Source organism: Streptomyces sp. Edi2 (genome assembly GCF_040253635.1).
Lineage (GTDB): Bacteria > Actinomycetota > Actinomycetes > Streptomycetales > Streptomycetaceae > Streptomyces.
Genome location: NZ_JBEJGX010000003.1, coordinates 786,341 through 811,166 on the forward strand (window position 1 = coordinate 786,341; position 24,826 = coordinate 811,166).

Below are 24,826 nucleotides of genomic sequence, written 5' to 3' on the forward strand. Positions count from 1 at the left end.
CCATGACGACGACCCGAGCCGAGTACTGCGTCATCGCCTGCGCCGACGCCTGGCGCGGCAACGGCGAGGTGCTGGCCAGCCCGATGGGCGTGATCCCGTCGATCGGCGCCCGGCTCGCCCGGCGCACCTTCTCCCCCGATCTGCTCCTCACCGACGGCGAGGCCATGATCGTCGGCCCGGACGACTCGGCCGAGGGCTGGCTGCCCTACCGCCGGCACCTCACCATGGTCACCGGCGGCCGGCGCCATGTGATGATGGGCGCGAGCCAGCTCGACCGCTTCGGGAACCAGAACATCTCCTGCATCGGCGCGTGGCAGCAGCCCGCCCGCCAGCTCCTCGGGGTCCGCGGCGCTCCGGTCAACACCCTCAACAATCCGGTCAGTTACTGGGTGCCGAAACACTCGAAGCGGGTCTTCGTCGAGAAGGTCGACATGATCTGCGGGGTCGGATACGACAGCGCGGCCGCCGCCGGGCCGTCCGCGACCCGCTACCACCGCATTCCGCGCGTCGTCTCCGACCTGGGGGTCTTCGACTTCGAGACCGCGGACCGCGCGATGCGGCTGGCCAGTGTGCATCCCGGCGTGACGGTCGCGGAGGTCAGGGAGGCCACCGGGTTCCCGCTCGCGCTGCCCGACGAGGTGCCCTGCACCCGGGAGCCCACCCCCACCGAACTCCGGCTGATCCGCACGGTCCTCGACCCGGAGGGACGACGCGAGCGCGAGGTGCCGGCGGCATGACGGACGCCCGGATCGAGACGCCGCTGACCAGGCTCGTCGGGGTGCGCCACCCCCTCGTGCAGACGGGCATGGGGTGGGTGGCGGGACCCCGGCTGGTCTCGGCCGCGGCCGATGCGGGCGCCCTCGGGATTCTGGCCTCGGCCACCATGACCGTCGCGCAGCTGCGTGCGGCGATCCGCGAGGTGGCGTCCCGTACGGACGCACCCTTCGGGGTCAACCTCCGTGCGGACGCGGCGGACGCGGGCGAGCGGGTGCGCCTGATCGTGGCGGAGGGCGTCAAGGTCGCCTCGTTCGCGCTGGCGCCCTCCCGTGAGCTGATCGCCCGGCTGAAGGACGCGGGGGTCGTCGTCATCCCGTCCGTAGGTGCCCGCCGCCATGCCGAGAAGGTCGCCGCCTGGGGCGCGGACGCGGTCATCGTGCAGGGCGGGGAGGGCGGCGGCCACACCGGGAAGGTCGCCACGAGCGTGCTGCTGCCGCAGGTCGTGGACGCGGTCGGTATCCCGGTGATCGCCGCGGGCGGCTTCTTCGACGGCCGGGGGCTGGTCGCGGCGCTCGCCTACGGCGCGGCCGGTATCGCCATGGGCACCCGCTTTCTGCTGACGTCGGACAGCACCGTGCCGCGGGCCGTGCAGGACCGCTATCTGGCGGCGGGCGTCCAGGACGTCACCGTCACCACGAAGGTGGACGGTCTGCCGCACCGGATGCTGCGCAGTGAGCTGGTCGAGGCGCTGGAGCGGTCCGGGCGCGCCACCGCGCTGCTCGGAGCCGTGCGGCGGGCCGCGTCGTTCAGAAAACTGTCCGGCCTGAGCTGGGCGCGGATGGTCCGTGACGGCCTGGCGATGAAGCACGGCCGGGACCTCTCCTGGAGCCAGGTCCTGCTGGCCGCGAACACCCCGATGCTGCTGAAGGCCTCGATGGTCGAGGGCCGTACCGATCTCGGGGTGATGGCGTCCGGGCAGGTCGCCGGCGTGATCGAGGATCTGCCGTCCTGCGCGGAGCTCGTCGACCGGATCATGGCGGAGGCGCGGACGGCGCTGGGCGCGCTGCCGCGCTGAGCGGAATGCGGTGCCCGGCCGGGGGTCCCGGGGCGGTCCACGGCGGTGCCCGGCGGGCCCGTCACGGATACGGCGGGCCCGTCACGGATACGGCGGGCCCGTCACGGATGCGGCGCGTCACGTGTACGGCGGGCCCGTCCCAGCAGCAGCGAGCCCGTTGTACGTCCCGTGGCGCGCCGGACCGGCCGTCAGAGGCGTTCGATGATCGTGACGTTGGCTTGCCCGCCGCCCTCGCACATGGTCTGCAGGCCGAACCTGCCGCCGGTGCGCTCCAGTTCGTGCAGCAAGGTCGTCATCAGCCGGACGCCGGTCGCGCCGAGCGGATGGCCCAGAGCGATGGCGCCGCCATTGACGTTGACCCGCTCCGGGTCCGCGCCGGTCTCCTCGATCCAGGCCAGCACCACGGGCGCGAACGCCTCGTTGATCTCGACCAGGTCGATGTCGCCGAGGGACATCCCCGTCTTCCTCAGCGCATACGCCGTCGCCGGGATCGGTGCGGACAGCATCCGGATGGGGTCCGCGCCACGCACCGACAGATGGTGGATACGGGCGCGCGGGGTGAGGCCGTGTTCGGCCACCGCCCGCTCGGAGGCGAGGAGCAGGGCAGCCGCGCCGTCGGAGACCTGCGAGGAGACCGCCGCGGTCAGCCGGCCGCCCTCGACGACCGGCGCCAGCGCGGCCATCTTCTCCGGCGAGGTATGACGGCGTGGGCCTTCGTCGGCGGTGATGCTGCCGAAGGGGACGATCTCCCGGTCGAAGCGGCCCTCGTCGATGGCGCGGACGGCCCGCTGGTGCGACCGGAGCGCGAACTCCTCCATGTCGGCACGGGAGATCTGCCACGCGTCGGCGATGAGTTCGGCGCCGTGGAACTGGTTGACGGGTGCCTCGCCGTAGCGGGCGCGCCAGCCCTCGGAGCCGGCGAACGGGCCGTCGGTCAGGCCCAGCGGGGCGGCGGCCTGCCGGCTGGCGAAGGCGATCGGGATCTGCGACATGTTCTGCACACCGCCCGCGACCACCAGGTCCTGGGTGCCGGAGAGCACGCCCTGCGCCGCGAAGTGCACGGCCTGCTGCGAGGAGCCGCACTGGCGGTCCACGGTGACGCCGGGCACCTCCTCGGGCAGTCCGGCGGCCAGCCAGCACGTCCGGGCGATGTCCCCGGCCTGCGGGCCCACGGTGTCCAGGCAGCCGAAGACGACGTCCTCGACGGCGGCCGGATCGGCGCCGCTGCGCGCCATCAGCGCCGTCAGCACATGGGCGCCCAGGTCGGCGGGGTGGACGGCCGACAGGCCGCCGCCCTTCTTGCCCACCGGGGTACGGACCGCGTCGACGATATAGGCCTCGGGCATGGGGTCTCCTCGGTTCGGATTCTGCGACGGTGCCGGCCGGATCCGCAAGGCGGTGCCGGCCGCCGCGGACGGGTGCCGGTGGGCGGTCCGCCCGGGGGCCGCACGGCGCACCGCGCAGCGCGCCCGGCCCACCGCGCCTCACGCATGCTGCGAGCTGACGGACACCGTTTCCCCGGTCATGTACGAGGCGTAGTCGCCGGCCAGGAAGACGATGACATTGGCGACCTCCCAGGGTTCGGCCCAGCGGCCGAACGCCTCCCGTTCGGTGAGCTCCGCCAGCAGCTCGGGCGTGGTCACCTTCGCCAGGTGCGGGTGCATCGCGAGGCTGGGCGAGACCGCGTTGACGCGTACGCCGTACTCGGCCGCCTCCATGGCGGCGCACCGGGTCAGCGCCATCACCCCGGCCTTGGCCGCGGCGTAGTGGGCCTGGCCGCGCTGGGCGCGCCAGCCGACGACCGAGGCGTTGTTGACGATCACGCCGCCGCGGCCGGCCGCCTTCATCCGGCGCAGGGCGGCCCGGGTGCATCGGAAGGTGCCGTTCAGGGTCACGTCGAGGACCGTGTCCCACTGGGTGTCGGTCATCTCGACCAGGTCGGCGGTTCCGCCGAGCCCGGCGTTGTTGACCACGATGTCGAGGCGGCCATGGCGTTCCTCGGCCGCGTCCAGCAGGGCGTTGACCTGGTCCTCGTCGGTGACATCGCAGGGCAGTGACGCCACCTGGCCGGCGCCGAACTCCTCGGCGAGCGCCTGGGCGGTGGCCTGCAGCCGGCGTGCGTGGGCGTCGCCGAGGACCACCCGGGCGCCTTCCTCCAGGAACCTGCGGGCGGTGGCCCCGCCGATGCCGGCTCCGGCGGCCGCGGTGATCACGGCGGTCCGGCCGTCGAGCAGATGGTGGCCCGGCACATAGGGCGGCGGTGTCATCCGTGAGCCTCCTCTTCCCGCAGCCTGGTGCGGATTCCGGGGCCAAGGCTCCCGACGGTGACGGGACCTCGACGCCGCTCTGCCGGTACGTTAATCTACCAAACACTTGTTAGGGAAGCGCTTGTCAGGGAAGGAGGGCGGATGCCCGCTGCCCACCACGACGCACTCCCGAGCGGCACTCCGCGGGGGCCGCGCGCGGCCGTCACCCGGGAGGCGGGGGCCTGATGGACCTCGACATCACCGCCGCGGACGAGGCGTTCCGGGACGAGGCCCGCGCCTGGCTCGCCGCGCAGGTGCCCGCCGTTCCGCTGCCGTCACTGGAGACCGCGGAGGGGTTCGCCGCCCACCGGGAGTGGGAACGCCGGCTCGCCGCGGACCGCTGGTCGGTGGTCTCCTGGCCCGAGGAGTACGGCGGCCGGGGCGCTTCGCTTCTGCAGTGGCTGCTCTTCGAGGAGGAGTACTACGCCGCCGGCGCCCCCGGCCGGGTCGGCCAGAACGGCATCAGCCTCCTCGCGCCCACCCTCTTCGAGCACGGCACCGACGAGCAACGCGCCCGTATCCTTCGCCCCATGGCGCGCGGCGAGGCCATCTGGGCGCAGGCCTGGTCGGAGCCGGAGTCGGGGTCGGATCTGACGTCGCTGCGCTCGACCGCCGTACGGACCGACGGCGGCTGGCTGCTGAACGGGCAGAAGACCTGGTCGTCCCGGGCCGCCTTCGCCGACCGCGCCTTCGGACTGTTCCGCAGCGACCCGGATGCCGCCCGCCCGCACCAAGGGCTCAGCTATCTGATGTTCCCGCTGGACGCGCCGGGCGTGACGGTGCGCCCCCTCGGCCGCCTGGACGGCAAGCCGGCCTTCGCCGAACTCTTCCTCGATCAGGTCTTCGTGCCGGATGCGGACGTCATCGGCGAGCCGGGCCGGGGGTGGCAGGTCGCCATGAGCACCGCCGGCAACGAACGCGGCCTCACGCTCCGCAGCCCGGGCCGTTTCACCGCGGCCGCCGGACGGCTGGCCGCGCTCTGGCGCGAGACCGGCGGCACCGCCGGCCCGGCGCTCGGCGAGCGGGTGGCCGACGCGCTGATCGGCGCCAGGGCGTATCAGCTGTTCACCTACGCCCACGCCTCCCGGCTCGCCGACGGCGGGTCGATCGGCGCCGAGTCGAGCCTGAACAAGGTCTTCTGGTCCGAGCTGGACATCGCCCTGCACGAGACCGCCCTGGACCTGCTCGGCCCGTACGGCATGCTCGCTGATGACGCCGACGAGGCGCCCGCACACGGGAGTTGGGCCGAGGGGTACACGTTCTCCCTGGCCGGTCCGATCTATGCCGGCACCAATGAGATCCAGCGCGACATCATCGCCGAGCGGCTGCTCGGTCTGCCGAAGGGACGCCGCTGATGCGCTTCCTTGCGACCGCTGAGCAGCGGGAGTTCGCCCGTACGCTGGACGCCCTGCTGGGGACGTGCGGCACCCCGGCCGTGGCACGGGCCTGGGCGGCCGGGGAGCACAAGCCGGGCCGTGAGCTGTGGGCGCGGATCGCGGCGGCGGGCGTGTTCACGCTCGCCGTGACGGAGCGGCACGGCGGGGCGGGGCCGCTCCCGGTCGAACTGGCGCTGTCTTTCGTGGAGTTGGGCCGGCATGCCGTGCCGGGGCCGCTGGCGGAGACGGTGGCCGCGGCCGCGTTCCTGGAACGTCTCGGCGGGAGTGCCGCGGCGGAGGACTTGGCGGAGGACCTGCTGCCGCGGATCGCCGCGGGCGATGCCCTGGTGAGCCTGTGCGCCCAGGGCCCGTACACCGTGGACGCGGATGCCGCCGATGCCGTCCTCGTCGTCGAGGGTGACACGGTGCGCCGTACGGTCGCCCACGGACCCGTACAGGCCTCCCTCGATCCCGCCCGGCGACTGGCCCGCCCGCTCGGCGGCAGCGTCCTGGCGAAGGGCCCCGCGGTGGCCGCGGCCGCCGCACACGCCGTCGATGTCGCGCGGCTCGTCACCGCCGCGCAGTCCCTCGGCCTCGGCCGGGCCCTGCTGGCCGCGACGGTGTCCTACGCCGGGCAGCGCACCCAGTTCCACCGGCCCATCGGCTCGTTCCAGGCGGTCAAACACCGGCTGGCGGACACCCTGATCGGGCTGGAGTTCGCACAGCCGCTGGTGTACGCGGCGGCCCTGGCGGTGGCGGCGGGTGCCCCGTCGGCAGGCCGGGAGGTGGCGGCGGCGAAGGTCGCGGCGGGGGAGGCCGCCCATGCCGCGGCCCGTACGGCACTCCAGGTGCACGGCGCCGTCGGTTACACCGCGGAACTGGACCTCTCGCTGTGGATCCGCAAGGCCCGCCCGCTGCGGGATGCCTGGGGAACCCCGGCCGAGTGCCGCGCGCGCGTCCTGGCGGCCTCCTGACCGCGTGAAGGGGTGGGTGTCCTCGCCGGCTGACCGGGCGTCCTACGGGTTCGCCCCTACGGGAGCCTGCGGTCCCGCTCCTCCAGGTCGGCCAGCATGGCGTCGGCCAGATCCCGCTCGGCGGTGTAGTACCGCTCCGACCACTTCAGGACGAGTGAGGGGTAGGCCCAAGCCTCTTCGGGGCGGGTATCCGTCCCGTCCTCCCCGTCCGCCTCGGCGCGCCGGCGCATCGTCTCCGCGTACTCCCGGTGACGGGCCAGCACTTCACGCATCCGGTCGCCCTCCAGCAGATGACCGAGCCACAGCCGCAGCATCACCCCGTGCTTGAGGACCGGAGGTTCCACCGGCGCCTCACGCACCCAGTGGCGGACCGCCGCCATCCCCTCGTCGGTGATCACATAGACCCGCTTGTCGCGGTTGCCGGTCTCCTGGGCGACCATCCGGGAGCTGGCGTAACCGGCCTTCTCCAGGCGCTTCAGCTCGCCGTAGATCTGGCTGAAGGACGGGCTCCAGTAGAAGAAGTGCAGCGACCGGTCCGACCGTTTCTTCAGGTCGTAGCCGGACAGCTCCTCACCGAAGGAGAGCAGGCCCAGCACCGCCCAACCGGTGGCCGGCAGTGCAGGTCGCTCCGCATCGCCGGCGCTCACGGCGCCCGACTTCGTCTCCGTCACGTCCCGCAGTGTACGGTCCGCGCCCGCGCCTGCCCGACCAAAGACATCGCCAACTCCCCTCCCCCGCACCTGCATTCCCGGCACCCGTGTGCTTCGCGCGGGGGGGCTTCCTCCGGGGCACCCGGTATACCCGGTGCCCGCCGCGCGGTCCGACGAGTACCGCGCGGCTTCCTCGCACTGCCCGGGCCGCCTCGGCGCGCGGCCGACCGCGGACCGTGCGCCCGGTGCGGCCGGCTGCGCGGTGCGGACCGCGAGCCGTCGGCCAATAGTGGAAAGGTGAGCCGGCTACAGGGAACCTCCCCGCGGTCCGGGCCGCGGCCGTCGGTCGGCGGGCCCGTCGGGATGGTGCGGCGCAGACTGCGCTACCTGCTGGAACACGGGCGGCACGGCCTCCGTGAACACCGCTCCGTGGTCGGCAACGCGCTCCGGGTGACGGTGGCCTCGTGCGTGGCCTTCTACCTCTGCCGCTACGCGCTCGGTCTGACCGTGATGTCCGTCTACGCCACGTTCACCGTGGTGTCGCTCGGCGTGCTCGCCCGGATCCCGGGGTCCGGGCGCCAGCGCGCCACGACCGTGCTCATGGCGCTCCCCGCCGGGCTGGCACTCATCACCCTGGGCACCCTGCTCGCCGTACAGACGTGGGCCGCCGTCCTCGGCATGCTCGTCATCGGATTCCTGGTGGCGTACGCAGGCACCACCGGACCACGGATCGCCGGAGCCGCCCCCGGGATGCAACTGCTCTACATCCTGCCGTGTTTCCCGCCCTACGCCCCGGACGCCCTCGGCCAGCGGCTGTCCGGCTTCCTGCTGGGCGCGGCCCTGCTCGCGCTGGCCCAGCTCTTTCTGGTGCCCGAACCGGACACCCCGCCGTTCTGCCGGCTGCTGGCCGACGCCGCCGATGCCGCGGCGCGCCTGGCGGACCATCACGGCGGTCCGCTGCCCGTACAGGCGCTCGCCCGGGCGCACGAGACCGGGGACGCGCTGCGCCCGTCCCGGGTGCCGCCGGCCGATCTGCCCGCCTCCCCCACCCTCGCCCACAAGGCCATGGCGCACGCGACCGAGGCGGTCCGTACGCTGCTGGCCCGGCTGGAGGCCCTGCACGCCTCGGTCGGGCCGCAGTACGTCTACCACGCGGAGACCGTGGTGCTGCTCCAGGACATCAGCGACGCCGCCCGCGCGGCGGCACAGGCGCTGCGGCGGGGCAAGCGGCTGCGGCCCGGTGAGGGTCCTTCCGCCGCCGCCCTGCAGAGCGAGCTGGCCCCGGTGCGGGCCCACCGGGCCGTGGACGTACTGCAGCGGCTGAGCGCCGACGACCGGCTGGCCTATCTGCGCCGCCGGTCCCTGGTGGTGCAGGCCGCCGACTCCGCTGTCGTCCTCGCCCTGGCCACCCGGCTGCTGCTGGGCGACCGGTCCGTCGAACGGAGCCCCGCCGGGCACACCTTCTCCTACGCGCAGGCGCGCCTCCACGAGCTGTGGTGGCAACGCCTGACCACGCATCTCACCCCCCGCTCGGTGATCTTCCAGAACGCCTGCCGGTTCGCGCTCGGCCTGGCGGCCGCGCGGGCCGTCGCCGGGCTCCTCGATCTGCAGCATGGCTTCTGGGTGCTGCTGGCCACGCTCACGCTCACCCGTACCACCAGCCTGGAGACCTGGTCCGCGGTCCGCCAGGCGCTGGCCGGCACCCTGGTCGGCGCGGTGCTGGCCGGCGGGCTGCTGGCGCTGGTCCACGACCGGGACACGGTGTACGCCGTGGCGCTGCCGGTGGTGATGCTGGTGGCGTTCATCGCGGGGCCGCTGCGCGGGCTGGCCTGGGCGCAGGGCGGGTTCACGCTGGTCGTGGCCACGCTGTTCGCACAGGTCGCCCCCGTCACCTGGCAGCTGGCCCCGGTGCGGCTGGTGGACGTGCTGGTCGGCAGCCTGATCGGGCTGGCCTGCGGGCTGGTGGCCTGGCCGCGGGGCGCGGGCCGCGAGGTGCGCCGCAGCATGGCAGGACTGTGCGCGGCCATCGCCGACTCCATCGGGTACACCACCGCACGGGTCGTCGACCACTCCGGCAGCACGGACTGCCTCGACATCAACCGGGCCCTCGTCCTCGCGCAGGAGAGCCTGGCCCAGTACCACTGCGAGCTGCGGGACGAGAGTGCCGGGCAGCCGGACTGGCCCTCGGTGCTGGTTGCCGGGGCGGAGGCACGGCGCGGCGAACGGCTGCTGCCGGGCCGGCCGGGGCGGATCGCCCCGCAGGAGGTCAGCGCCTGGCTGCGCCGCGAGGCCGACCGGACGGCAGGCGACTACCGGTCCCTCGCCCGGCATCTGCACTCGGACGGTGAGGTGCCCCGGTCGGACGCCCGGCCGCTCGACATCCGCGCGCTGCTGGCGGTGGCCCCGGCCGTCCCGCACCACAGCCCGGACCGGGAGACCCGCGCGCTCTCGGCCGCGCTGCTCCTCGACTCGGTGATCTGGCTCGATGCCCTCACCGCCGATCTGGACCGGATCCACCGGGAGATGTGACGCCGCGCCGGCACGGAAGACGGGACGCCGCACCGTCACAGGAGACGGGACGCTGCAACGTCGCGGGAGAGGGGACCCCGCGTCGTAGGACCGGCGGACACCGGCTCACCGCGTACCGGACGGCTGCCACTCCAGGAGCAGGATCGTGGCGTCGTCGCTCAGCCCGCCGTGCCGGCTCTCCAGGATGACGTGGATCAGCTGGCGGAGCGCTTCCGAGGCGAGCTCGCCGACCGCCGTGGCCCGGATGATGGAGTCGGTGAACCCCGACAGGCCGAAGCGGCCGCCACCGGCCGTGCGGGCCTCGGTCACCCCGTCGGTGTACAGCAGCACCCGGTCCCCCGGCTCCAGGGCCTCCCGGTGGACCGTACGCGGGGCGTCGGCGAGCGTGGCGGGCATGCCCATCGGAGGTTCGCTCGGGCGCTCCAGCGCCTTGTGCACCTGGTGGTCGCGGATCAGCAGCGGCGGCGGATGGCCGCAGTTGCACCAGGTCAGCACCCCGCTGGTGAGATCCAGCCGGGCGGCGATGCCGGTGCAGTACTGCTCGGGCAGCCACTCGGCGAGCACCGCGTCCACGGTCTTGACGAGTTCCGGCAGGGCGGCGCCCATCCGGCGCGCGCTGCGGCAGCCGGCCATGGCGATCGACGTGGTCAGCCCCGAGGCGAGGTTGTGCCCCATCGCGTCGAGGATCACCGCATGCAGCGTCGACTCGGTCAGCGCATGGTCGAAGGCGTCGCCGCCCAGCCCGTAGGCCGGTTCCAGGACGCCGGTGGACACCGCCCGTGCGCTGCCGACGGTCCGCGGGGGCAGCAGGGAGCGCACCAGCTCGGCCGGCAGGCTCATGGTGTCCGTGCGGGTCTTGCGCACCACGTGGTCGCTGACGCCGCGCTGGGAGGTGATCGCCATGGACAGGACCGCCACCAGGGTGCGGCAGCGGCGCAGCACGGCGCCGTCCAGCGCGTCGACGTGCACGCCCACCACGCCCAGCCGGTCCGCACCGTTGACCAGCGGCAGCCAGGCGATGAGGGGGCCGGCCGGGCTCTCCTCGACGCGGAGCGACAGCGTGCGGTAGGCCCCGCCGGCCGGCGACTCGTCCACCAGGAGAGGTTCCCCGCCGGCGAGGGGCGTCAACTGCCGCTGCTGCAGGTCCACGAGGTAGACGGCCACCCGGCGCAGACCGATCCGGGCGGCGTAGCGGTCGACCAGGGCGAGGAAGCGTGAGGGGGGCGCGCTGTGGACGGCGGTCAGGAACTCCTGCAGCAGATGCTCGCCGTCACCGGCCGGAACACTCTCCACGGCCATCCGCGCGTCCCTCCGAACACCGTGCATCGTCATGAGCACTGCGAGCCAAGTGGGTTCCGGGCGCCCGTGCCATCCGGAAGCGCCATACGGCCCAACGGCCGCGCTCGCGCGACAAGCGCCGCCGGACGCGGGTGCCCGGCTCCGGTCCGCCCGGGTGCGGATGGGGTGGCGGACCCTGATCCTGAAGCAGTGGAGCCATCTGCGGGGTATGGCGTCGCCGCTTGCGGGCACCCGCCGGGCAAGAGCACGCAGCAACCGCACAGGGAACCCGACAAGGCAGCATGTCGCGGTACCGCCGTGGCAGCGGAACGGACACACATGGGCAATGGATTCATGGGTCCGGAGGGCTACGGCCCGGACTCGTTCGGTGACTTCCTCGCACGCTTCTTCGGCTCCGCGCAGTCCGCGAGCGGTGAGCCGGGGCAGCCCGCGCCCCGGCAGGCGGACATCGCGCGCATGATGAGCGGCCCCGCCCGGGACCTGGTGACCTCCGCCGCCGCTTACGCCGCCGAGCACGGCAGTCCGGAACTCGGCACCGAGCACCTGCTGCGGGCCGCCCTCGCCGCCGAGCCGACCCGCACCCTGCTGCGGCAGGCGGGGACGGACCCCGACGCGCTGGCGGCCGAGATCGACAGCAGCGCCGGTTCGGGGCCGAAGCAGTCCAGCGTCGCCGTGACCCCCGCGGTCAAGCGGGCCCTGCTGGGCGCGCACGACCTGGCGCGGGACAACGGCGCCTCGTACATCGGCCCGGAGCACGTCCTGGACGCGCTGGCGGCCAATATGGACTCGGCAGCGGGGCGCATTCTGAACCTCGCCCACTTCGATCCGCAGGCCGCCCCGCAGAGCGGCCACGGGGCCCCGCACGTGGCCCCCGAGCACGGCGCCCCGCCGAAGCACGACACACCGACCCTGGACAAGTACAGCCGCGATCTGACCGACCTGGCCAGGGCGGGCCGGATCGACCCGGTCATCGGCCGCGAGGAGCAGATCGAGCAGACCATCGAGGTGCTGTCCCGCCGGGGGAAGAACAACCCGGTGCTGGTCGGCGATGCGGGGGTGGGCAAGACGGCGATCGTCGAGGGCCTGGCCCAGCGCCTCGCCGACGGCGACGTCCCCGAGAACCTGTCGGGCCGGCGGGTCGTCGCACTGGACCTGACGTCCGTGCTCGCCGGCACCCGCTACCGCGGTGACTTCGAGGAGCGGATGAACGCCATCATCGAGGAGGTTCGCACGCACCCCGACTCGCTGATCGTGTTCATCGACGAACTCCACACGGTCGTCGGCGCCGGCGGGGGCAGCGGGGACGGCGGTTCCCTGGAGGCGAGCAACATGCTCAAGCCGGCCCTGGCCCGTGGCGAGATGCATGTCATCGGCGCCACCACGCTGGAGGAGTACCGGCGCAACATCGAGAAGGACGCCGCGCTCGCCCGCCGCTTCCAGCCCATCCTGGTGCCCGAGCCGGATGTCGCCGACACGGTGGAGATCCTGCGCGGGCTGCAGGACCGCTACGAGGCGCATCACCAGGTCCGCTACACGAACGAGGCGCTGCTCGCGGCGGTCGAGCTCTCGGACCGCTATATCGCCCACCGCTTCCTGCCCGACAAGGCGATCGACCTGCTCGACCAGGCGGGCGCACGGGTCCGGCTCCGCTCGGGAGCCAAGGCCACCGACGTCCGCGATCTGGAACGCGAGCGGGATCAGCTGGTGCGGGACAAGGACCAGGCAGTCGCCGCGGAGCAGTACGAGCGAGCCACCGAGCTGCGTGACCGGGTCGCCGCCCTCACCGCGCGGATCGAGGCCGGCCGGGGCGAGCCGCCGACCGACCGCCGGATCGTGCAGGTCACTGCCGAGGACATCGCCGAGATCGTGTCGCGGCAGACCGGTGTGCCGGTGAGCAGTCTGACCCAGGAGGAGAAGGAGCTGCTGCTCGGCCTGGAGGAACGGCTGCACACCCGGGTGATCGGCCAGGACGACGCGGTCACGGCCGTCTCCGAGGCGATCCTGCGGTCCCGGGCCGGGCTCTCCGACCCCGACCGCCCGATCGGCAGCTTCCTCTTCCTGGGCCCGACGGGTGTGGGCAAGACCGAACTGGCCCGCGCGCTCGCCGAGGCGCTGTTCGGCAGCGAGGAGCGGATGGTGCGCCTGGACATGAGCGAGTATCAGGAGCGGCACACGGTCAGCCGGCTGGTCGGTGCTCCCCCGGGATACGTCGGCCACGAGGACGCGGGACAGCTGACCGAGGCGGTGCGCCACCACCCGTATGCGCTGCTGCTGCTCGACGAGGTCGAAAAGGCGCACCCCGATGTCTTCAACATCCTGCTGCAGGTCCTCGACGACGGGCATCTGACCGACTCCCAGGGCCGCCGGGTCGACTTCAAGAACACCGTCATCGTGATGACGAGCAACCTCGGCTCCGAGGCGCTGAGCGGCGGTCGCGGGGTGCTCGGCTTCGGCTCGGACGCCACGGGCGCTGAGGCGGGCGACGGCGCACGGGAACGGGCGCTGGGATCGCTGCGCGAGCACTTCCGCCCGGAATTCCTCAACCGGCTCGACGAGATCATCGTCTTCCGCCGGCTCACCGACGACCAACTGCGCCAGATCACCGGCCTGCTGCTCGACGGGACCACCCGCAGGCTGCGCGCCCAGGACATCTCGATCGAGTTCACCCCCGGCGCCGTGGACTGGCTCACCCACCGCGGCCACCAGCCCGAATACGGCGCCAGGCCGCTGCGGCGCACCATCCAGCGCGAGGTCGACAACGCGCTCTCGCGGCTGTTGCTGGACGGCGCGCTGTCGGAGGGCGGCGCCGTGCGTGTGGAGGTGAAGGACAGCGAGCTGGTGTTCCATACCGACGAGAAGCAGCAGGGGGGTCCGGGTGGCGCCACTGGGCCCGCGTGACACCTCCCAGGGGCGCCATGAGTCGCCGGAAGAGCGGGCCGACCGGCGGTGGAACGAACTTCTGCAGGAGGTCCGGGTCATCCAGACCGGTGTGCAGATTCTCTTCGCGTTCCTGCTCACCGTCGTCTTCACCCCGCGCTTCGCCACGCTGGAGCCGACGGACAAGGTCATCTACGTGGTGACGGTCCTGCTGGGGGCGGCCACGACCGGCGCGCTGATCGGTACGGTGACCTTTCACCGCTTGGTCACCGGGCACCGGCTGAAGCCGGAGACGGTCCTGTGGGCCTCCCGCCTGGCCGTGCTGGGGACCGTCCTCCTACTGGGGACGGTCGCCTCCGCGCTGCTGCTGATCCTGCGCATCGCGCTGCACAACTCCGCCGTCCCCTGGGTCGTCACCGGGCTGGTCGCCTGGTTCGTGGTCTGCTGGTTCGTGCTGCCCGCCTGGATCCTGCGCCACTATTCGGCCAAGGAATGAACCCGTACGGGACCGGTGACCGGACCGGGCACACACCCGTCGGCCGGCCGGTGCCGGAGGGGGGAAGGGGCCGCACACACCAACGGCCGCCAAGGGCGCGGGCCGAGACCCTGATCTGGGTCTCGGCCCGCGCCCTTGGCGGCCGTTGCGCCGTCGCCCGTCAGGCGCGCGCGGCGGCCGGACCCACCCGGCGCGGGCGGTAGAGCAGTGCCCCGCCCGCAAGTGCGGCGCTGACGACTGCCAGCCCTACTGCCAGCAGCTCGGGCCACATGCCCGCCTCGCCCAGGCCGCTGCCCAGGGGAGACAGGACGCCGGCCCGGGACAGCGCATGCAGGGCGATGATGATCATGGCCGCGGCGGCGCTCACCGTCCAGACCAGGGCGGTGTCACGCATCGCCAGCCAGCCGGCCAGCAGCAGGTACACGACGGCGATGGCCATCGAGAGCCCGGCTGCCGCCTGGGCGCCCTGCAGGTGCGACGCGTGCACCGGCAGATGGCTCAGACCGCACAGCGCCAGGGTCGCGGCCGCGGGCCAGCGCAGTACGGAGCGCAGCACGCCGGGGACCGCGTAGCCCGGCTGCGGAGCCGCCTCGGCCGGCGAGGCCCACGCCGGGCCGCCCTGCCGCATGGGGTCGGCGGGCTGCCGGGACCAGGGGGTGTGCTGGGGCGGCCGGCCCATCATGGACTCACGCTGTGCGGTGGACAGCGGCTGCCCGTTGCGGTCCAGGGGGCGGACATCGGGGTCGAGCACGTGCATGGACGCGGTCGGTTCGGGTTCGCCGTGGCTGCCATAGCTGCCGTGGCTGCCGTGGCTGCCGTGGCTGCCGTGGCTGCCGTGGCCGCCGTGGCTGCCAGGTCCGCCGAGGCCACCGGGGTCGCCGAGGCCACCGGGGCCGGGCGGGAAGGGATCGACCATGTCAGGGAGACCGGCATGCCCGCCCTTCGTACGGTCGAACAACTCGATCAGCTGCGCCACCTCCTCGACGGACCGGTCGACGGCCACCGCGCGCAGCGCTTCCTGGCTCGACTCCGCAGTGTGCGGGGTGGCCCGCAGCATGTCGAAGAGCGCGGCGACCTCGCTCACCGGCCGGGAAACCACCGCCATACGCAGGGCTTCATCGCCGGGGTTGGGAACGTCGCCGCTGCGCTTGAGCAGTTCCACCAGGGCGGCGACTTCCTCCAGGGGCCGATGGGTGACTGCCTCCCACAGAAGGGTGTGGGACGAGTTGTGCTCAGGGGGCATGGGCGGAAAGTGCTCGCCGGGTCCTGTCGATGACAGTTCGGCGTCGCCCCCACAGAGTGCTGGTTCGGATGTCATGGAGGGACTCCACTGAACGAGGGGAGCGTCAAACACCAGAAGCGCTGACACTCGGCGGACGTTGAGAGTGCTGTGCCTCAGCCAACGTCCCATCGGTGTGCCCCCGCCATTCAGGAAGGCCATCCGGTGGAGACACGCCGGTACGCCCGGGCGCGCCGCCGCCCGGCGTTCGTCTGCCGGTGGGCGTACCGCTTCGCGGAGCAGCCGGCAGGGGGTGCGGCACCGTCGGCGTCCCTCCGGTGACGGCGGCCGTATACGCCCCACCACGAGTGCGGCGACCGCAGGCCTTCCTTCAGGGACGGCCCAGGAGCCTGCGCACAGCACGACTGCTGTTGCGGACCCGCGGCCGATCCGGATGACACGGCCGTGCACTCTCCGCAGGCAGGCAGGCAGGCGGCGCGGCGCCGGAGTGGCTGTCGACCATGTGATCAGGAATATCCGGCTATCAGGGCCGGCTATCAGCCGCCGCGGCGCACCCGGGCTGCTTTGCGGGCCTCGGCGAGCTTCCGGGCCTCGGTGGCCTTGCGGGACTTGCCGCCGGTGGTGCGGGAGGTGTCCTTGCTGGTGCCCAGGCCGCGGAAGGGGGTATGGGTGTTCTTGGCCCGGCGTGTGGCGGGCTTACCGTCGAACGCGGTGCCGGAGGGGGGCTTGGCCCCGGTGATCCGGCTCAGCTCCGCCTCACCCGAGCGCACCTTGGTGGTCGTCGGCTCGATGCCGGCCTCTGCCATCAGGCGGCTCATCTCCCTGCGCTGGCCCGAGAGGACCAGCGTGACGACGCGGCCGGACTCACCGGCCCGGGCGGTGCGGCCCGCGCGGTGCACATAGTCCTTGGGGTCGGTGGGCGGGTCGACGTTGACCACGAGATCGAGGTCGTCGACGTGCAGGCCACGGGCCGCGACATTGGTCGCCACCAGGACGGTGATCTCGCCGTTCTTGAACTGCGCGAGGGTCCGGGTGCGCTGCGGCTGGGACTTGCCGCTGTGCAGGGCCGCGGCATCCACCCCGCTGGCCCGCAGGTGCCGGGTGAGCTGGTCGACCGCGTGCTTGGTATCCAGGAACAGCAGTACGCGGCCGTCGCGGGCGGCGATCTCCGTGGCGACGGCATACCGGTCGGGGCCATGAACGACCAGCACATGGTGGTCCATGGTCGTGACCGCGCCCGCGGACGTCTCGACGGAGTGGGTGACGGGGTCATGGAGGTAGCGCCGGACCAGGTGATCGACGTCGTGGTCCAGGGTGGCGGAGAACAGCATCCGCTGGCCATCGCGGTGCACCTGGTCGAGCACCTCGGTGACTTGCGGCAAGAAGCCCATGTCGCACATTTGGTCAGCCTCGTCGAGGACGGTGATCCACACCCGCCCCAGGTCACAGGCCCTGCGCTCGATGAGGTCGTGCAGGCGGCCAGGTGTGGCGACGATGACCTCGGCCCCGTCGCGCAACGCAGCGGCCTGTCGGCCGATCGACGTGCCGCCGACGATCGCGGCCATCCGCAGCCGGAGCGCGGCGGCATGCGGCGCGAGTGCTTCGGTGACCTGTTGGGCCAGCTCCCGGGTAGGCACCAGGATCAGGGCGAGGGGATGCTTGGGCTCCGCGCGGCGCCCGGCTGTCCGTGCGAGCAGTGGCAGGCCGAAGGCGAGGGTTTTGCCCGATCCGGTGCGCCCGCGCCCCAGGACGTCGCGTCCCGCGAGGGCGTTGGGCAACGTGGCTGCCTGGATCGGGAAGGGCTCGTGCATGCCGAGCTTGGTGAGTGTTCGCAGCAGCTCGGCCGGCAGTTCCAGGTCAGCGAAGGAGACGACCGGGGGCACCGTCGGGGTGAGGGTCACTGGCTGGGCGAGGTCGCCGTGCGAGGTGCCGGGGCGGTCCGGGTGGTTCATGAAGGGCCTTCCGTATGCGGAACGTACCGAGGAAGGCCCGGCAGGAAATGAGCAGCCAACGAACAAAGAGAACCGGACGGGCAGGCTTGCCGACCGTCACAGCCATCCAAACATTTGAGGCTAACACAAAGTGACAGTGTGCCCCGGCGCTGTGGTGCTGATCGTTCCGTCTGCGCGGAGAGCACCCGGTCCGAAGCGGCCTCGAGAATCTCACCTTGGTCGTCAGCCGGCCGCCCTTCCGCCTCCGCCTTTCGAGGTGCCAAGGCCCGCCGAGCCTGATTCGCTGGTAAGTGCAGCTCTCGATACACCACACGGGTGAAGGACAGATCATGAGCGCAACAGGAGAATCCCACGGACGCATCCAGCAGATGCGCGACAAGGCCCAGGAATTGCAGGCGGCCGCGGAACGCACCGGCGACCCGGAAGAGCAGAAGCGGCTCAAGGAGAAGGCGCGCAGGCTCCTGTCCCAGAGTGAACAGGAGAGCGGTATGGCCAGCGGAGACATCTACCCCGCCGAGTAAGGCCGAGCCGTCCTGCGTAAGGCGCCGCGCTGTCCCGCACAAGGCCGTTCTTTCCTGCGCAAGGCCGTGCTGTCGTGCGCAAGGCCACGGTGTCGTACGGGCGGGGTGGCGCCGCGGCGCCCGGCTGTTCGAGTGGCTTCGCGGCCGGCACCGGTCGGCGGTCCGTGCCGCCGGGAAGCGGTGACCGCATGATTCCCTCCGAGCCCCCGCGGACCGCCGGGGCCGTGGCCCGAACGGTGTCCGGGCAGTCCATGGCCGGCCGTGCGGGCTACGACGAGCACTTCCTCGGGGTGCCGGTCCCGCTGCCGGTGCCCGCCGGCCCCGCCGTGGAGACGGTGGTGCTGCCCTACACCCACTTCACCGTGGTGCTGCGACCGGACCGGCGGATGGCGGCGGCCACCGCGGTCTGCATCGACGGTGGGCGGCTGCTGGAGCAGGTGCCGCAGGAGCGCGACTGGCAGCTCGATCCACGGCTGGACGGGGACCGGCAGACCGGTGAGGAGGTCTACCGGAACAACTCGCTGGACAAGGGGCATCTGGTGCCCCGACCCGCGCCCGTGTGGGGCGAGGCCGAGGAGGCGTACGAGGCGGATGCGGACACCTTTCACTACACGAATGCCGCCCCGCAGGCGGATGTGTGCAATCCGAGCAGGCAGGTCTGGCAGGGGCTGGAGAGCTATCTGCTCGGCCACGCCGCCCGGCCGGGACGCAAACTGGCCGTCCTCACCGGGCCCGTACTGCACGACTCGGACCCGCCCTACCGGGGCATCCAGGTACCGCTGCGCTTCTGGAAAGTGGCGGCGTTCCTCCGGGACGGCTCGCTGGCGGCGACGGCGTACGTACTCGACCAGAGCCCGGATCTGGTCTGGGACGCCGAGCGGGCCCTGGCCGGGGCGACGCCGGGGGCACCGCCGCCCCTGGGCGCCTTCCGGACGTTCCAGGTGCCGGTGACGGATGTCGCCGAGCTCACCTCGCTGAACCTGGGCCCCCTCCCTGCCGCCGATCTGATGCCCGTCGTACGCGCCCCGGAGGAACGGTGGAAACGGCTCGCCTCGCACGAGGACATCGTGCTGCGGCGCCGCTGAGGGGACAGGGGCGTTTTCCCACTTTCCGGCCCTGACTCCATGACGAACGCGGTGACTATTTGACGAATTCGGTGGTGTAGGTCTTCTTCAAGTCAACCGTGGCGTTCTTGAGGTTGGGGTTGAAGGCCTTCAGGACGCGTTCGACGGTGGCGGGGCCGTCGGCCGGCATCACCCCGTCCTTGGTGAACATCGGCAGGGTGTCCTTGATCGACCGGGCGTAGAGCTCCTTGCCGCCCTGGGCGTAGTCGGACGGCATCTTCGCGGCGATCTGTTCGGCGGTGTGCGTGGACATCCACTTGAGGGTCTTCACCAAGGCGCGGGCCAGCTTCCGCACGGTCTCCTTGTGGCTGTTCACCCAGTCGGTGCTCATGTAGAGGCTGGACGAGGGGTACGGGCCGCCGAGCGCCTTCTTCGAGCCCTCGGGGGTGCGCATGTCGATGAGCACCTTGCCGAGCTTCTTGTCCAGGATCTGCGCGACCGTGGGGTCCGTGGTCATCCCGCCCTGGATCGAGCCCTGTTGGAGGGCCGAGAGGAAGGTCTGGCCGGCCCCGACCGCCACCGGGGTGAACTCGTTGGTCTGCACTCCGTTCTTCACCGCGAGGTATTTGGTCAGGAAGTCGGTGGAGGAGCCGAGGCCGGTGACACCGAGCTTCTTGCCCTTGAAGTCCTTGGCCGAGGTGAGGTCGCCGGCCGCCTTGTCGGAGACGACCTCGACCTCGCCGGGGGCGTGCGCCAGCTGGACCACCGATTCCACCTGCTTGCCCTTGACCTGCAGATCGAGAGTGTGGTCGTAGAAGCCGACGACGCCCTGTACGTCGCCGGAGACCAGTGAGGTGGTGGCCTGCACACCGGCCGGTTCGGTCAGCAGCGTGACGTGGACGCCTTCGTCCTCGAAGTAGCCGAGCTGCTGGGTGAGTCTCGCGGGCAGATAGATGACCTTGTCGAGGCCGCCCACCATGATCTTGATCTTGCCGTTCTCTTGGCCGGAGCCGGCCACCGATGAGCCGCCGCAGGCGGTGAGGGTGGTCAGGGCGAGGGCGGTGGCGGCCACGGCGGCCGAGATCTTCCGTGCGGTAGGCATGGTCACGTCCTTGTGAGGTGGAAAGGGGAAGCGGGGAAGCGAAAGAGGAAGGCGAAGGGGCCTGCGGGGGCACGAGGCTCAGCGGCCGTCGCCTGTGTCGTCATCGGCCCTCGCCGGCATCGGCCGGCTTCCAGCGGAACAGCCGCCTCTCGAGGAAGGCCAGCAGCCCCTCGGCGAGCAGGGCGACGACGGCGAGGATCACCATCGCGGCGTACACACCGGCCGCGTTGAAGGTCCCCTGGGACGCCGAGACCAGCAGGCCCAGGCCCTTGGTCGCCCCGATGTACTCGCCGACGATCGCGCCGATCAGCGCGAAGCCGAAGCTGACATGCAGGCTGGTGAAGATCCATGAGGTGGCGGAGGGGATCACCACCTGCAGGGTGACCTGGCGGTTGCTCGCGCCCAGGATCCGGGAGTTGGCGACCAGGTTGCGGTCGACCTCCCGGGCGCCCTGGAAGGCGTTGAAGAAGACCGGGAAGAAGACGAGGACGACGGCGGAGGCGACCTTGGAGGCCGGCCCGAGGCCGAACCAGATGAGGAAGATGGGGGCCAGGACGATGCGCGGCAGTGCATTGAGCACCTTGATGTACGGGCCGAGCACATCGGCCAGAAAGCGGACCCGGCCGAGCGCGATCCCCAGCACCACACCCCCGATGACGCCGATCACCCAGCCGAGGAGCGCTTCGTAGAGCGTGTACCAGATCTGCTCCCACAGCGAGCCCTGCGGGGTGCCGTGCAGCGCCCACTGGCTCATCTGGTTCCAGATCCTGGAGGGCATGGAGAAGTTGAACGGGTCGATGACGGCGGCCCGGGCCAGCCACTCCCACAGCCCGATCAGTGCGACGAGCAGCAGCACCCGGGTGCCGTGGACCAGGAGCTTGTGGTGGCGAGCGGCCCGGGCCCTGGCCTGTGAGCGGTCCGTGCGGCCCGCTGCGGCCGGGGACGTGACCGGAGGCGCGGTCTCAGGCGACATCCGCGGCACCCCTCTCGCGGGTGATCCGGACCTCTTCGCCGAGCGAGGACCAGATCTCCCGGTAGATCTCGATGAACCGCGGCTCCAGCCGGACCGATTCGACCTTGCGAGGGCGCGGCAGATCGATCTCGAAGACCTCCTTGACGGTGGCCGGACCCGCGGTCATGACCACCACCTTGTCGGCGAGGGCGATGGACTCCTCCAGGTCGTGGGTGACGAAGACGACGGAGGCGCCGGTCCCCGACCACAGCTCCAGCAGTTCGTCCGACATCAGCGCCCGGGTCTGCACGTCGAGAGCCGAGAACGGCTCGTCCATGAGCAGGATTTCGGGGTCGTTGACGAAGGTCGCGGCGAGAGCGACGCGTTTGCGCTGCCCGCCGGAGAGCTGGTGCGGATAGCGGTCCTCGAAGGCCGCAAGGCCGACCCGGGCGAGCCATTCCCGTGCCCGCGCTCTGGCCTCGGGCTTCGGTACGCCGCGGAACCGAGGGCCGGCCATCACGTTCGACAGCACGGTGCGCCAGGGGAAGACCGCGTCCTGCTGGAAGACGTACCCGATCTTGTCCCCGATGCCGCTGACCGGCTCACCGGCGACCAGTACGTCACCTTCCGTGGGCTCTTCCAGGCCGCTGACCAGGGTCAGCGTGGTGGACTTACCGCACCCGGTGGGGCCGACGACCGCGACGAACTCACCGCGTTCGACGACCAGATCCAGATCCCGGACGGCCGTGTGCAGCGCCCCCGAGGGAGTCCGGAAGGCCTTGCTCGTACCCCGCAGTTCGATAGCGGGGCTCGTGTGGCTGTTCATGGGTCGGGAGGCTAGGAGTGATCCGGGCCACAGCGGCAGCCTTGTGGGCGCAAGCGACCTTTCTGCGCGCAAACCCTGTTGTGCTCATTTTGCTCACGCTAGAACGGCTAAGTCATCACCAGGGGGTGTGCGGGCACTCACGCACGGCTTACGGTGCGGTCATCGCGAAGTAAAAATGGAAGATTCGGTTCCGCAAAGGTGCGGCGGGCCGGACACAAGGGAGACCCGATGCGGATCCGCTGGCCCCGACGGGTCTTTGCACAGGTGCTCACCGCGCAAGTCGCCCTGACCACCGGCGTCATGGTGCTCGCCACCGGCCTGTTCCTCGCCCCGCTCAGCTCCGAGCTGGACGACCAGGCGATGCGCCGGGCACTGTCCATCGCCCAGACCACCGCCGCCGGCCCCGACCTCGCCCGGGAGCTGGTCACCACCGAACCGGCGGCGCACGGGCCGGTGCAGGCGGAGGCGGAGCGGATCCGTACCGCGACGGGGGCGCTGTACGTCGTCGTGATGGACACCCGCGGAGTGCGCTGGTCGCACACCCACACCGATGAGATCGGCCGGCATGTCTCCACCGACCCGAGCCGGACCCTCGCCGGGCGGCAGGTACGGCAGATCGACACCGGGACGCTGGGGCGGTCGGCCCGCGCCAAGGTGCCGCTGCGCGACGGCCGGGGCCGGATCGTCGGTGCGGTGTCGGTCGGTATCGCCTACGACAGTGTCCGGGGGCGGCTGTTCGGCACCATCCCCACGCTGCTGCGGTATGCGGGCGCGGCGCTGGCCGTAGGGGTGCTGGCCGCGGTCGCGCTCTCCCGGAGGCTGCGGCGCCGTACGCACGGGGTGGCGTTCGCCGATATCTCCGCCCTGCTCGACGAGCGCGAGGCGATGCTGCACGGCATCCGTGAGGGCGTCGTCGCCTTCGACCGGCGCGGCCGCATCCGGCTGGTCAACGACGAGGCCGCGCGACTGCTGGGCCTGGACGCGCGGGCCGCCGGCCGGGCGCTGGACGAGGTGCTGCCGCCGGGACGGACGACGGATGTGCTGGCCGGGCGGGTGGACGGCGCGGATCTGCTGGCCGTCAGCGGCGGACGGGTACTGGTCGCCAACCGGATGCCGACCCAGGACGGCGGGGCGGTGGTGACTCTGCGGGACCGCACCGAGCTGGAGCTGCTGGGCCGCGAACTGGACGGCACCCAGGGGCTGCTGGACGCACTCCGGGCCCAGGACCACGAGCACGCCAATCAACTGCACACCCTGCGCGGGCTGCTGGAACTGGGCCGGTACGAAAAGGCGGTGGAGTTCGTCAGCGAAGTGGCCAGCGCCCAGCGGGCCTCCGCGGAACAGATCGCGGAGCGGGTGCACGATCCACTGCTGTCCGCGCTGCTCGTGGGCAAGGCCGCCGTCGCTGCCGAACGCGGGGTGTCGCTGCGGGTATCCCCCGCGACGCTGCTGCCCGATGCGGTGGTCGACCCGCGCGACCTGGTGACCGTGCTGGGCAACCTCATCGACAATGCGCTGGACGCCACCGGGGAGCGCCGCCGCGACGAGCCCTTCGTCGAGGTGGAGCTGCGGGCCGAGCACACCACCGCCGTGCTGCGGGTCTCGGACACGGGGCCGGGGGTGCCGCCGGAGCTACGGGAACAGATCTTCGCCGAGGGCTGGTCCACCAAGGCCGCCCCACCCGCCCCCGGAGCCCGGTCGTCCGCGCACCCGGTGTCCTTCGACCGCGGCCGGGGCATCGGCCTGGCGCTGGTACGCCGGCTCGCCGAGCGCTACGGCGGGATGGCCCGGGTGACCGCCCGCGCGGGCGGCGGCGCGGTCTTCACCGTCGTCCTCCCCGAAGCACTCGCGCGGCACGACGACGCCCCCGGACGCCATCTCGCCCCCGCGGGAGAGCCCCGGTGAAACCGAAGCGCCACGACAGGTGAACCCGAAGAACCACGACAACGGAGAACCAGGATGACCGGAACGCCACAACGGCCGGAGCCCCGCGAGGAAACGGGGCACCGCGAGGGAACGGGGCACCGCGAGGGAACGGGAAGCGTCGAGGAAACGGGGCACCGCCAACGAACAGGGCACCGCGAGGGAACGGGAAGCGGCGAAGCAACGCAGCGCCGCGAGAAAACGGGTCCGCCCGAGCGAAGACCCCTGCCGAGCGGAGCCTCACGATGATCGATGTCCTGGTCGTGGACGATGACTTCCACGTCGCCGAGATCAATGCCGCGTATGTGTCCCAGGTATCCGGCTTCCGGGTCACCGGCCGTGCCCACACCGCCGCCCAGGCGCTGGCGACCCTGGAGCGCGCCCCCGCGGATCTGGTACTGCTCGACCACTATCTCCCCGACGAAACGGGCCTGGCACTGGTGCCACGACTGCGCCAACTCGGCCACCGCACCGACGTGATCATGGTGACGGCGGCCCGTGATGTCGCCACGGTCCAGGACGCGATGCGCTGTGGCGCACTGCAATACCTCGTCAAACCGTTCGGCTTCTCCGGGCTGCGCGCCAAGCTGGAGGGCTATGCGGCGCTGCGGCGCACCGTAGCGGGGGTGGGCGGACGCGGCGAGGCGGGCCAGGAACAGGTGGACCGGATCTTCGGCGCCTTCCGGACCGCCGACTCCCCGCACACCGAACTCCCCAAAGGCCACTCGGCAGCGACCGTCGACCTGATCCGCCGGGTCCTGGACGCGGCCGGACACCCGCTCTCCGCCCACGAAGTCGCCGCACGCGCCGGCGTCAGCCGCTCCACGGCCCAGCGCTACCTCAAACACCTCGAACGCAGCGGCCACATCACCCTCACCCTCAAATACGGCGACACCGGCCGCCCCGAACACCGCTACCACTGGGCGAGCACCCACTGACGGGCCCTC

At 72.1% G+C, this 24,826-nt stretch carries 20 protein-coding genes; 11 read left to right on the forward strand and 9 right to left on the reverse strand.

Translation table 11 applies throughout. The features are described from left to right. Positions 1-2 precede the first annotated feature (2 nt). Both ABR737_RS06845 and ABR737_RS06850 read left to right on the forward strand, forming a co-directional pair. Positions 3-737 (forward strand): CoA-transferase subunit beta, encoded by a 735-nt coding sequence (locus ABR737_RS06845; RefSeq protein ID WP_350256698.1) that lies wholly within the window; start codon positions 3-5, stop codon positions 735-737. Further along, a complete protein-coding gene (locus ABR737_RS06850) occupies positions 734-1,792 on the forward strand; it encodes an NAD(P)H-dependent flavin oxidoreductase (protein WP_502964288.1) in 1,059 nt (352 codons plus the stop codon). The genes ABR737_RS06845 and ABR737_RS06850 overlap by 4 nt, the downstream gene beginning before the upstream one ends. 188 nt (positions 1,793-1,980) lie before the next feature. Here the strand turns inward: ABR737_RS06850 and ABR737_RS06855 are convergent, their stop codons facing one another. Next, a complete protein-coding gene (locus ABR737_RS06855) occupies positions 1,981-3,138 on the reverse strand; it encodes an acetyl-CoA C-acetyltransferase (RefSeq protein ID WP_350249290.1) in 1,158 nt (385 codons plus the stop codon). Positions 3,139-3,276: 138 nt separating this feature from the next. Then, on the reverse strand, positions 3,277-4,059 hold the full coding sequence (locus ABR737_RS06860; protein WP_350249291.1) for an SDR family oxidoreductase: 783 nt from the start codon (positions 4,057-4,059) through the stop codon (positions 3,277-3,279). Between the two features lie 224 nt (positions 4,060-4,283). Here ABR737_RS06860 and ABR737_RS06865 point away from each other — a divergent pair, with 224 nt between their 5' ends. Both ABR737_RS06865 and ABR737_RS06870 read left to right on the forward strand, forming a co-directional pair. Next, positions 4,284-5,453: an acyl-CoA dehydrogenase family protein gene (locus tag ABR737_RS06865; RefSeq protein WP_350249292.1), complete on the forward strand. Its 1,170-nt coding sequence runs from the start codon at positions 4,284-4,286 to the stop codon at positions 5,451-5,453. After that, positions 5,453-6,448 (forward strand): acyl-CoA dehydrogenase family protein, encoded by a 996-nt coding sequence (locus ABR737_RS06870; protein ID WP_350249293.1) that lies wholly within the window; start codon positions 5,453-5,455, stop codon positions 6,446-6,448. The genes ABR737_RS06865 and ABR737_RS06870 overlap by 1 nt, the downstream gene beginning before the upstream one ends. A gap of 56 nt (positions 6,449-6,504) precedes the next feature. Here ABR737_RS06870 and ABR737_RS06875 read toward each other — a convergent pair whose 3' ends face one another. After that, a complete protein-coding gene (locus tag ABR737_RS06875) occupies positions 6,505-7,119 on the reverse strand; it encodes a helix-turn-helix transcriptional regulator (protein WP_350249294.1) in 615 nt (204 codons plus the stop codon). A gap of 276 nt (positions 7,120-7,395) precedes the next feature. On the opposite strand from ABR737_RS06875, the gene ABR737_RS06880 reads away from it, so the two are divergent. Then, on the forward strand, positions 7,396-9,627 hold the full coding sequence (locus tag ABR737_RS06880) for an FUSC family protein (RefSeq protein WP_350249295.1): 2,232 nt from the start codon (positions 7,396-7,398) through the stop codon (positions 9,625-9,627). Positions 9,628-9,732: 105 nt separating this feature from the next. On the opposite strand, the gene ABR737_RS06885 is transcribed toward ABR737_RS06880, so the two are convergent. Further along, a complete protein-coding gene (locus ABR737_RS06885; protein WP_350249296.1) occupies positions 9,733-10,926 on the reverse strand; it encodes a PP2C family protein-serine/threonine phosphatase in 1,194 nt (397 codons plus the stop codon). Between the two features lie 318 nt (positions 10,927-11,244). Between ABR737_RS06885 and ABR737_RS06890 the strand changes: the two genes are divergently transcribed. Beyond that, a complete protein-coding gene (locus tag ABR737_RS06890) occupies positions 11,245-13,824 on the forward strand; it encodes an ATP-dependent Clp protease ATP-binding subunit (protein WP_350249297.1) in 2,580 nt (859 codons plus the stop codon). After that, positions 13,802-14,299, forward strand: a complete 498-nt coding sequence (locus ABR737_RS06895) for a DUF6328 family protein (RefSeq protein ID WP_350249298.1) — start codon at positions 13,802-13,804, stop codon at positions 14,297-14,299. The genes ABR737_RS06890 and ABR737_RS06895 overlap by 23 nt, the downstream gene beginning before the upstream one ends. Before the next feature lie 160 nt (positions 14,300-14,459). Here the strand turns inward: ABR737_RS06895 and ABR737_RS06900 are convergent, their stop codons facing one another. Further along, complete coding sequence (locus ABR737_RS06900) at positions 14,460-15,542, reverse strand: hypothetical protein (RefSeq protein ID WP_350249299.1); 1,083 nt, start codon at positions 15,540-15,542, stop codon at positions 14,460-14,462. A 533-nt stretch (positions 15,543-16,075) separates the two neighbouring features. Further along, positions 16,076-17,491 carry a DEAD/DEAH box helicase gene (locus ABR737_RS06905; RefSeq protein ID WP_350249300.1) on the reverse strand — a complete coding sequence of 472 codons (1,416 nt, stop codon included), beginning with the start codon at positions 17,489-17,491 and terminating at the stop codon, positions 16,076-16,078. Between the two features lie 329 nt (positions 17,492-17,820). On the opposite strand from ABR737_RS06905, the gene ABR737_RS06910 reads away from it, so the two are divergent. Further along, the gene (locus tag ABR737_RS06910) at positions 17,821-18,012 is read left to right on the forward strand and encodes a DUF6381 family protein (protein ID WP_350249301.1); all 192 of its coding nucleotides are present in this window, start codon (positions 17,821-17,823) and stop codon (positions 18,010-18,012) included. A 188-nt stretch (positions 18,013-18,200) separates the two neighbouring features. Next, positions 18,201-19,097 (forward strand): DNA/RNA non-specific endonuclease, encoded by an 897-nt coding sequence (locus tag ABR737_RS06915; RefSeq protein ID WP_350249302.1) that lies wholly within the window; start codon positions 18,201-18,203, stop codon positions 19,095-19,097. Between the two features lie 55 nt (positions 19,098-19,152). On the opposite strand, the gene ABR737_RS06920 is transcribed toward ABR737_RS06915, so the two are convergent. From ABR737_RS06920 to ABR737_RS06930, 3 genes are all read right to left on the reverse strand, one after another. Continuing rightward, positions 19,153-20,178 carry an ABC transporter substrate-binding protein gene (locus tag ABR737_RS06920; protein WP_350249303.1) on the reverse strand — a complete coding sequence of 342 codons (1,026 nt, stop codon included), beginning with the start codon at positions 20,176-20,178 and terminating at the stop codon, positions 19,153-19,155. Positions 20,179-20,278: 100 nt separating this feature from the next. Then, a complete protein-coding gene (locus ABR737_RS06925; RefSeq protein WP_350249304.1) occupies positions 20,279-21,151 on the reverse strand; it encodes an ABC transporter permease in 873 nt (290 codons plus the stop codon). Further along, the gene (locus ABR737_RS06930) at positions 21,141-21,956 is read right to left on the reverse strand and encodes an ABC transporter ATP-binding protein (RefSeq protein ID WP_350249305.1); all 816 of its coding nucleotides are present in this window, start codon (positions 21,954-21,956) and stop codon (positions 21,141-21,143) included. The genes ABR737_RS06925 and ABR737_RS06930 overlap by 11 nt, the downstream gene beginning before the upstream one ends. Before the next feature lie 228 nt (positions 21,957-22,184). Between ABR737_RS06930 and ABR737_RS06935 the strand changes: the two genes are divergently transcribed. Both ABR737_RS06935 and ABR737_RS06940 read left to right on the forward strand, forming a co-directional pair. Next, positions 22,185-23,861 carry a sensor histidine kinase gene (locus ABR737_RS06935; protein WP_350249306.1) on the forward strand — a complete coding sequence of 559 codons (1,677 nt, stop codon included), beginning with the start codon at positions 22,185-22,187 and terminating at the stop codon, positions 23,859-23,861. A gap of 263 nt (positions 23,862-24,124) precedes the next feature. Beyond that, on the forward strand, positions 24,125-24,817 hold the full coding sequence (locus tag ABR737_RS06940; protein ID WP_350249307.1) for a response regulator: 693 nt from the start codon (positions 24,125-24,127) through the stop codon (positions 24,815-24,817). The last annotated feature ends 9 nt before the right edge of the window (positions 24,818-24,826 follow it).

Coding starts and splice junctions, on each gene's coding strand:
- ABR737_RS06845 (WP_350256698.1), top strand. CDS start 3: ATGACGACGACCCGAGCCGAGTACTGCGTCATCGCCTGCGCCGACGCC.
- ABR737_RS06850 (WP_502964288.1), top strand. CDS start 734: ATGACGGACGCCCGGATCGAGACGCCGCTGACCAGGCTCGTCGGGGTG.
- ABR737_RS06855 (WP_350249290.1), bottom strand. CDS start 3,138: ATGCCCGAGGCCTATATCGTCGACGCGGTCCGTACCCCGGTGGGCAAG.
- ABR737_RS06860 (WP_350249291.1), bottom strand. CDS start 4,059: ATGACACCGCCGCCCTATGTGCCGGGCCACCATCTGCTCGACGGCCGG.
- ABR737_RS06865 (WP_350249292.1), top strand. CDS start 4,284: ATGGACCTCGACATCACCGCCGCGGACGAGGCGTTCCGGGACGAGGCC.
- ABR737_RS06870 (WP_350249293.1), top strand. CDS start 5,453: ATGCGCTTCCTTGCGACCGCTGAGCAGCGGGAGTTCGCCCGTACGCTG.
- ABR737_RS06885 (WP_350249296.1), bottom strand. CDS start 10,926: ATGGCCGTGGAGAGTGTTCCGGCCGGTGACGGCGAGCATCTGCTGCAG.
- ABR737_RS06890 (WP_350249297.1), top strand. CDS start 11,245: ATGGGCAATGGATTCATGGGTCCGGAGGGCTACGGCCCGGACTCGTTC.
- ABR737_RS06900 (WP_350249299.1), bottom strand. CDS start 15,542: ATGCCCCCTGAGCACAACTCGTCCCACACCCTTCTGTGGGAGGCAGTC.
- ABR737_RS06905 (WP_350249300.1), bottom strand. CDS start 17,491: ATGAACCACCCGGACCGCCCCGGCACCTCGCACGGCGACCTCGCCCAG.
- ABR737_RS06910 (WP_350249301.1), top strand. CDS start 17,821: ATGAGCGCAACAGGAGAATCCCACGGACGCATCCAGCAGATGCGCGAC.
- ABR737_RS06915 (WP_350249302.1), top strand. CDS start 18,201: ATGATTCCCTCCGAGCCCCCGCGGACCGCCGGGGCCGTGGCCCGAACG.
- ABR737_RS06920 (WP_350249303.1), bottom strand. CDS start 20,178: ATGCCTACCGCACGGAAGATCTCGGCCGCCGTGGCCGCCACCGCCCTC.
- ABR737_RS06925 (WP_350249304.1), bottom strand. CDS start 21,151: ATGTCGCCTGAGACCGCGCCTCCGGTCACGTCCCCGGCCGCAGCGGGC.
- ABR737_RS06930 (WP_350249305.1), bottom strand. CDS start 21,956: ATGAACAGCCACACGAGCCCCGCTATCGAACTGCGGGGTACGAGCAAG.
- ABR737_RS06935 (WP_350249306.1), top strand. CDS start 22,185: ATGCGGATCCGCTGGCCCCGACGGGTCTTTGCACAGGTGCTCACCGCG.
- ABR737_RS06940 (WP_350249307.1), top strand. CDS start 24,125: ATGATCGATGTCCTGGTCGTGGACGATGACTTCCACGTCGCCGAGATC.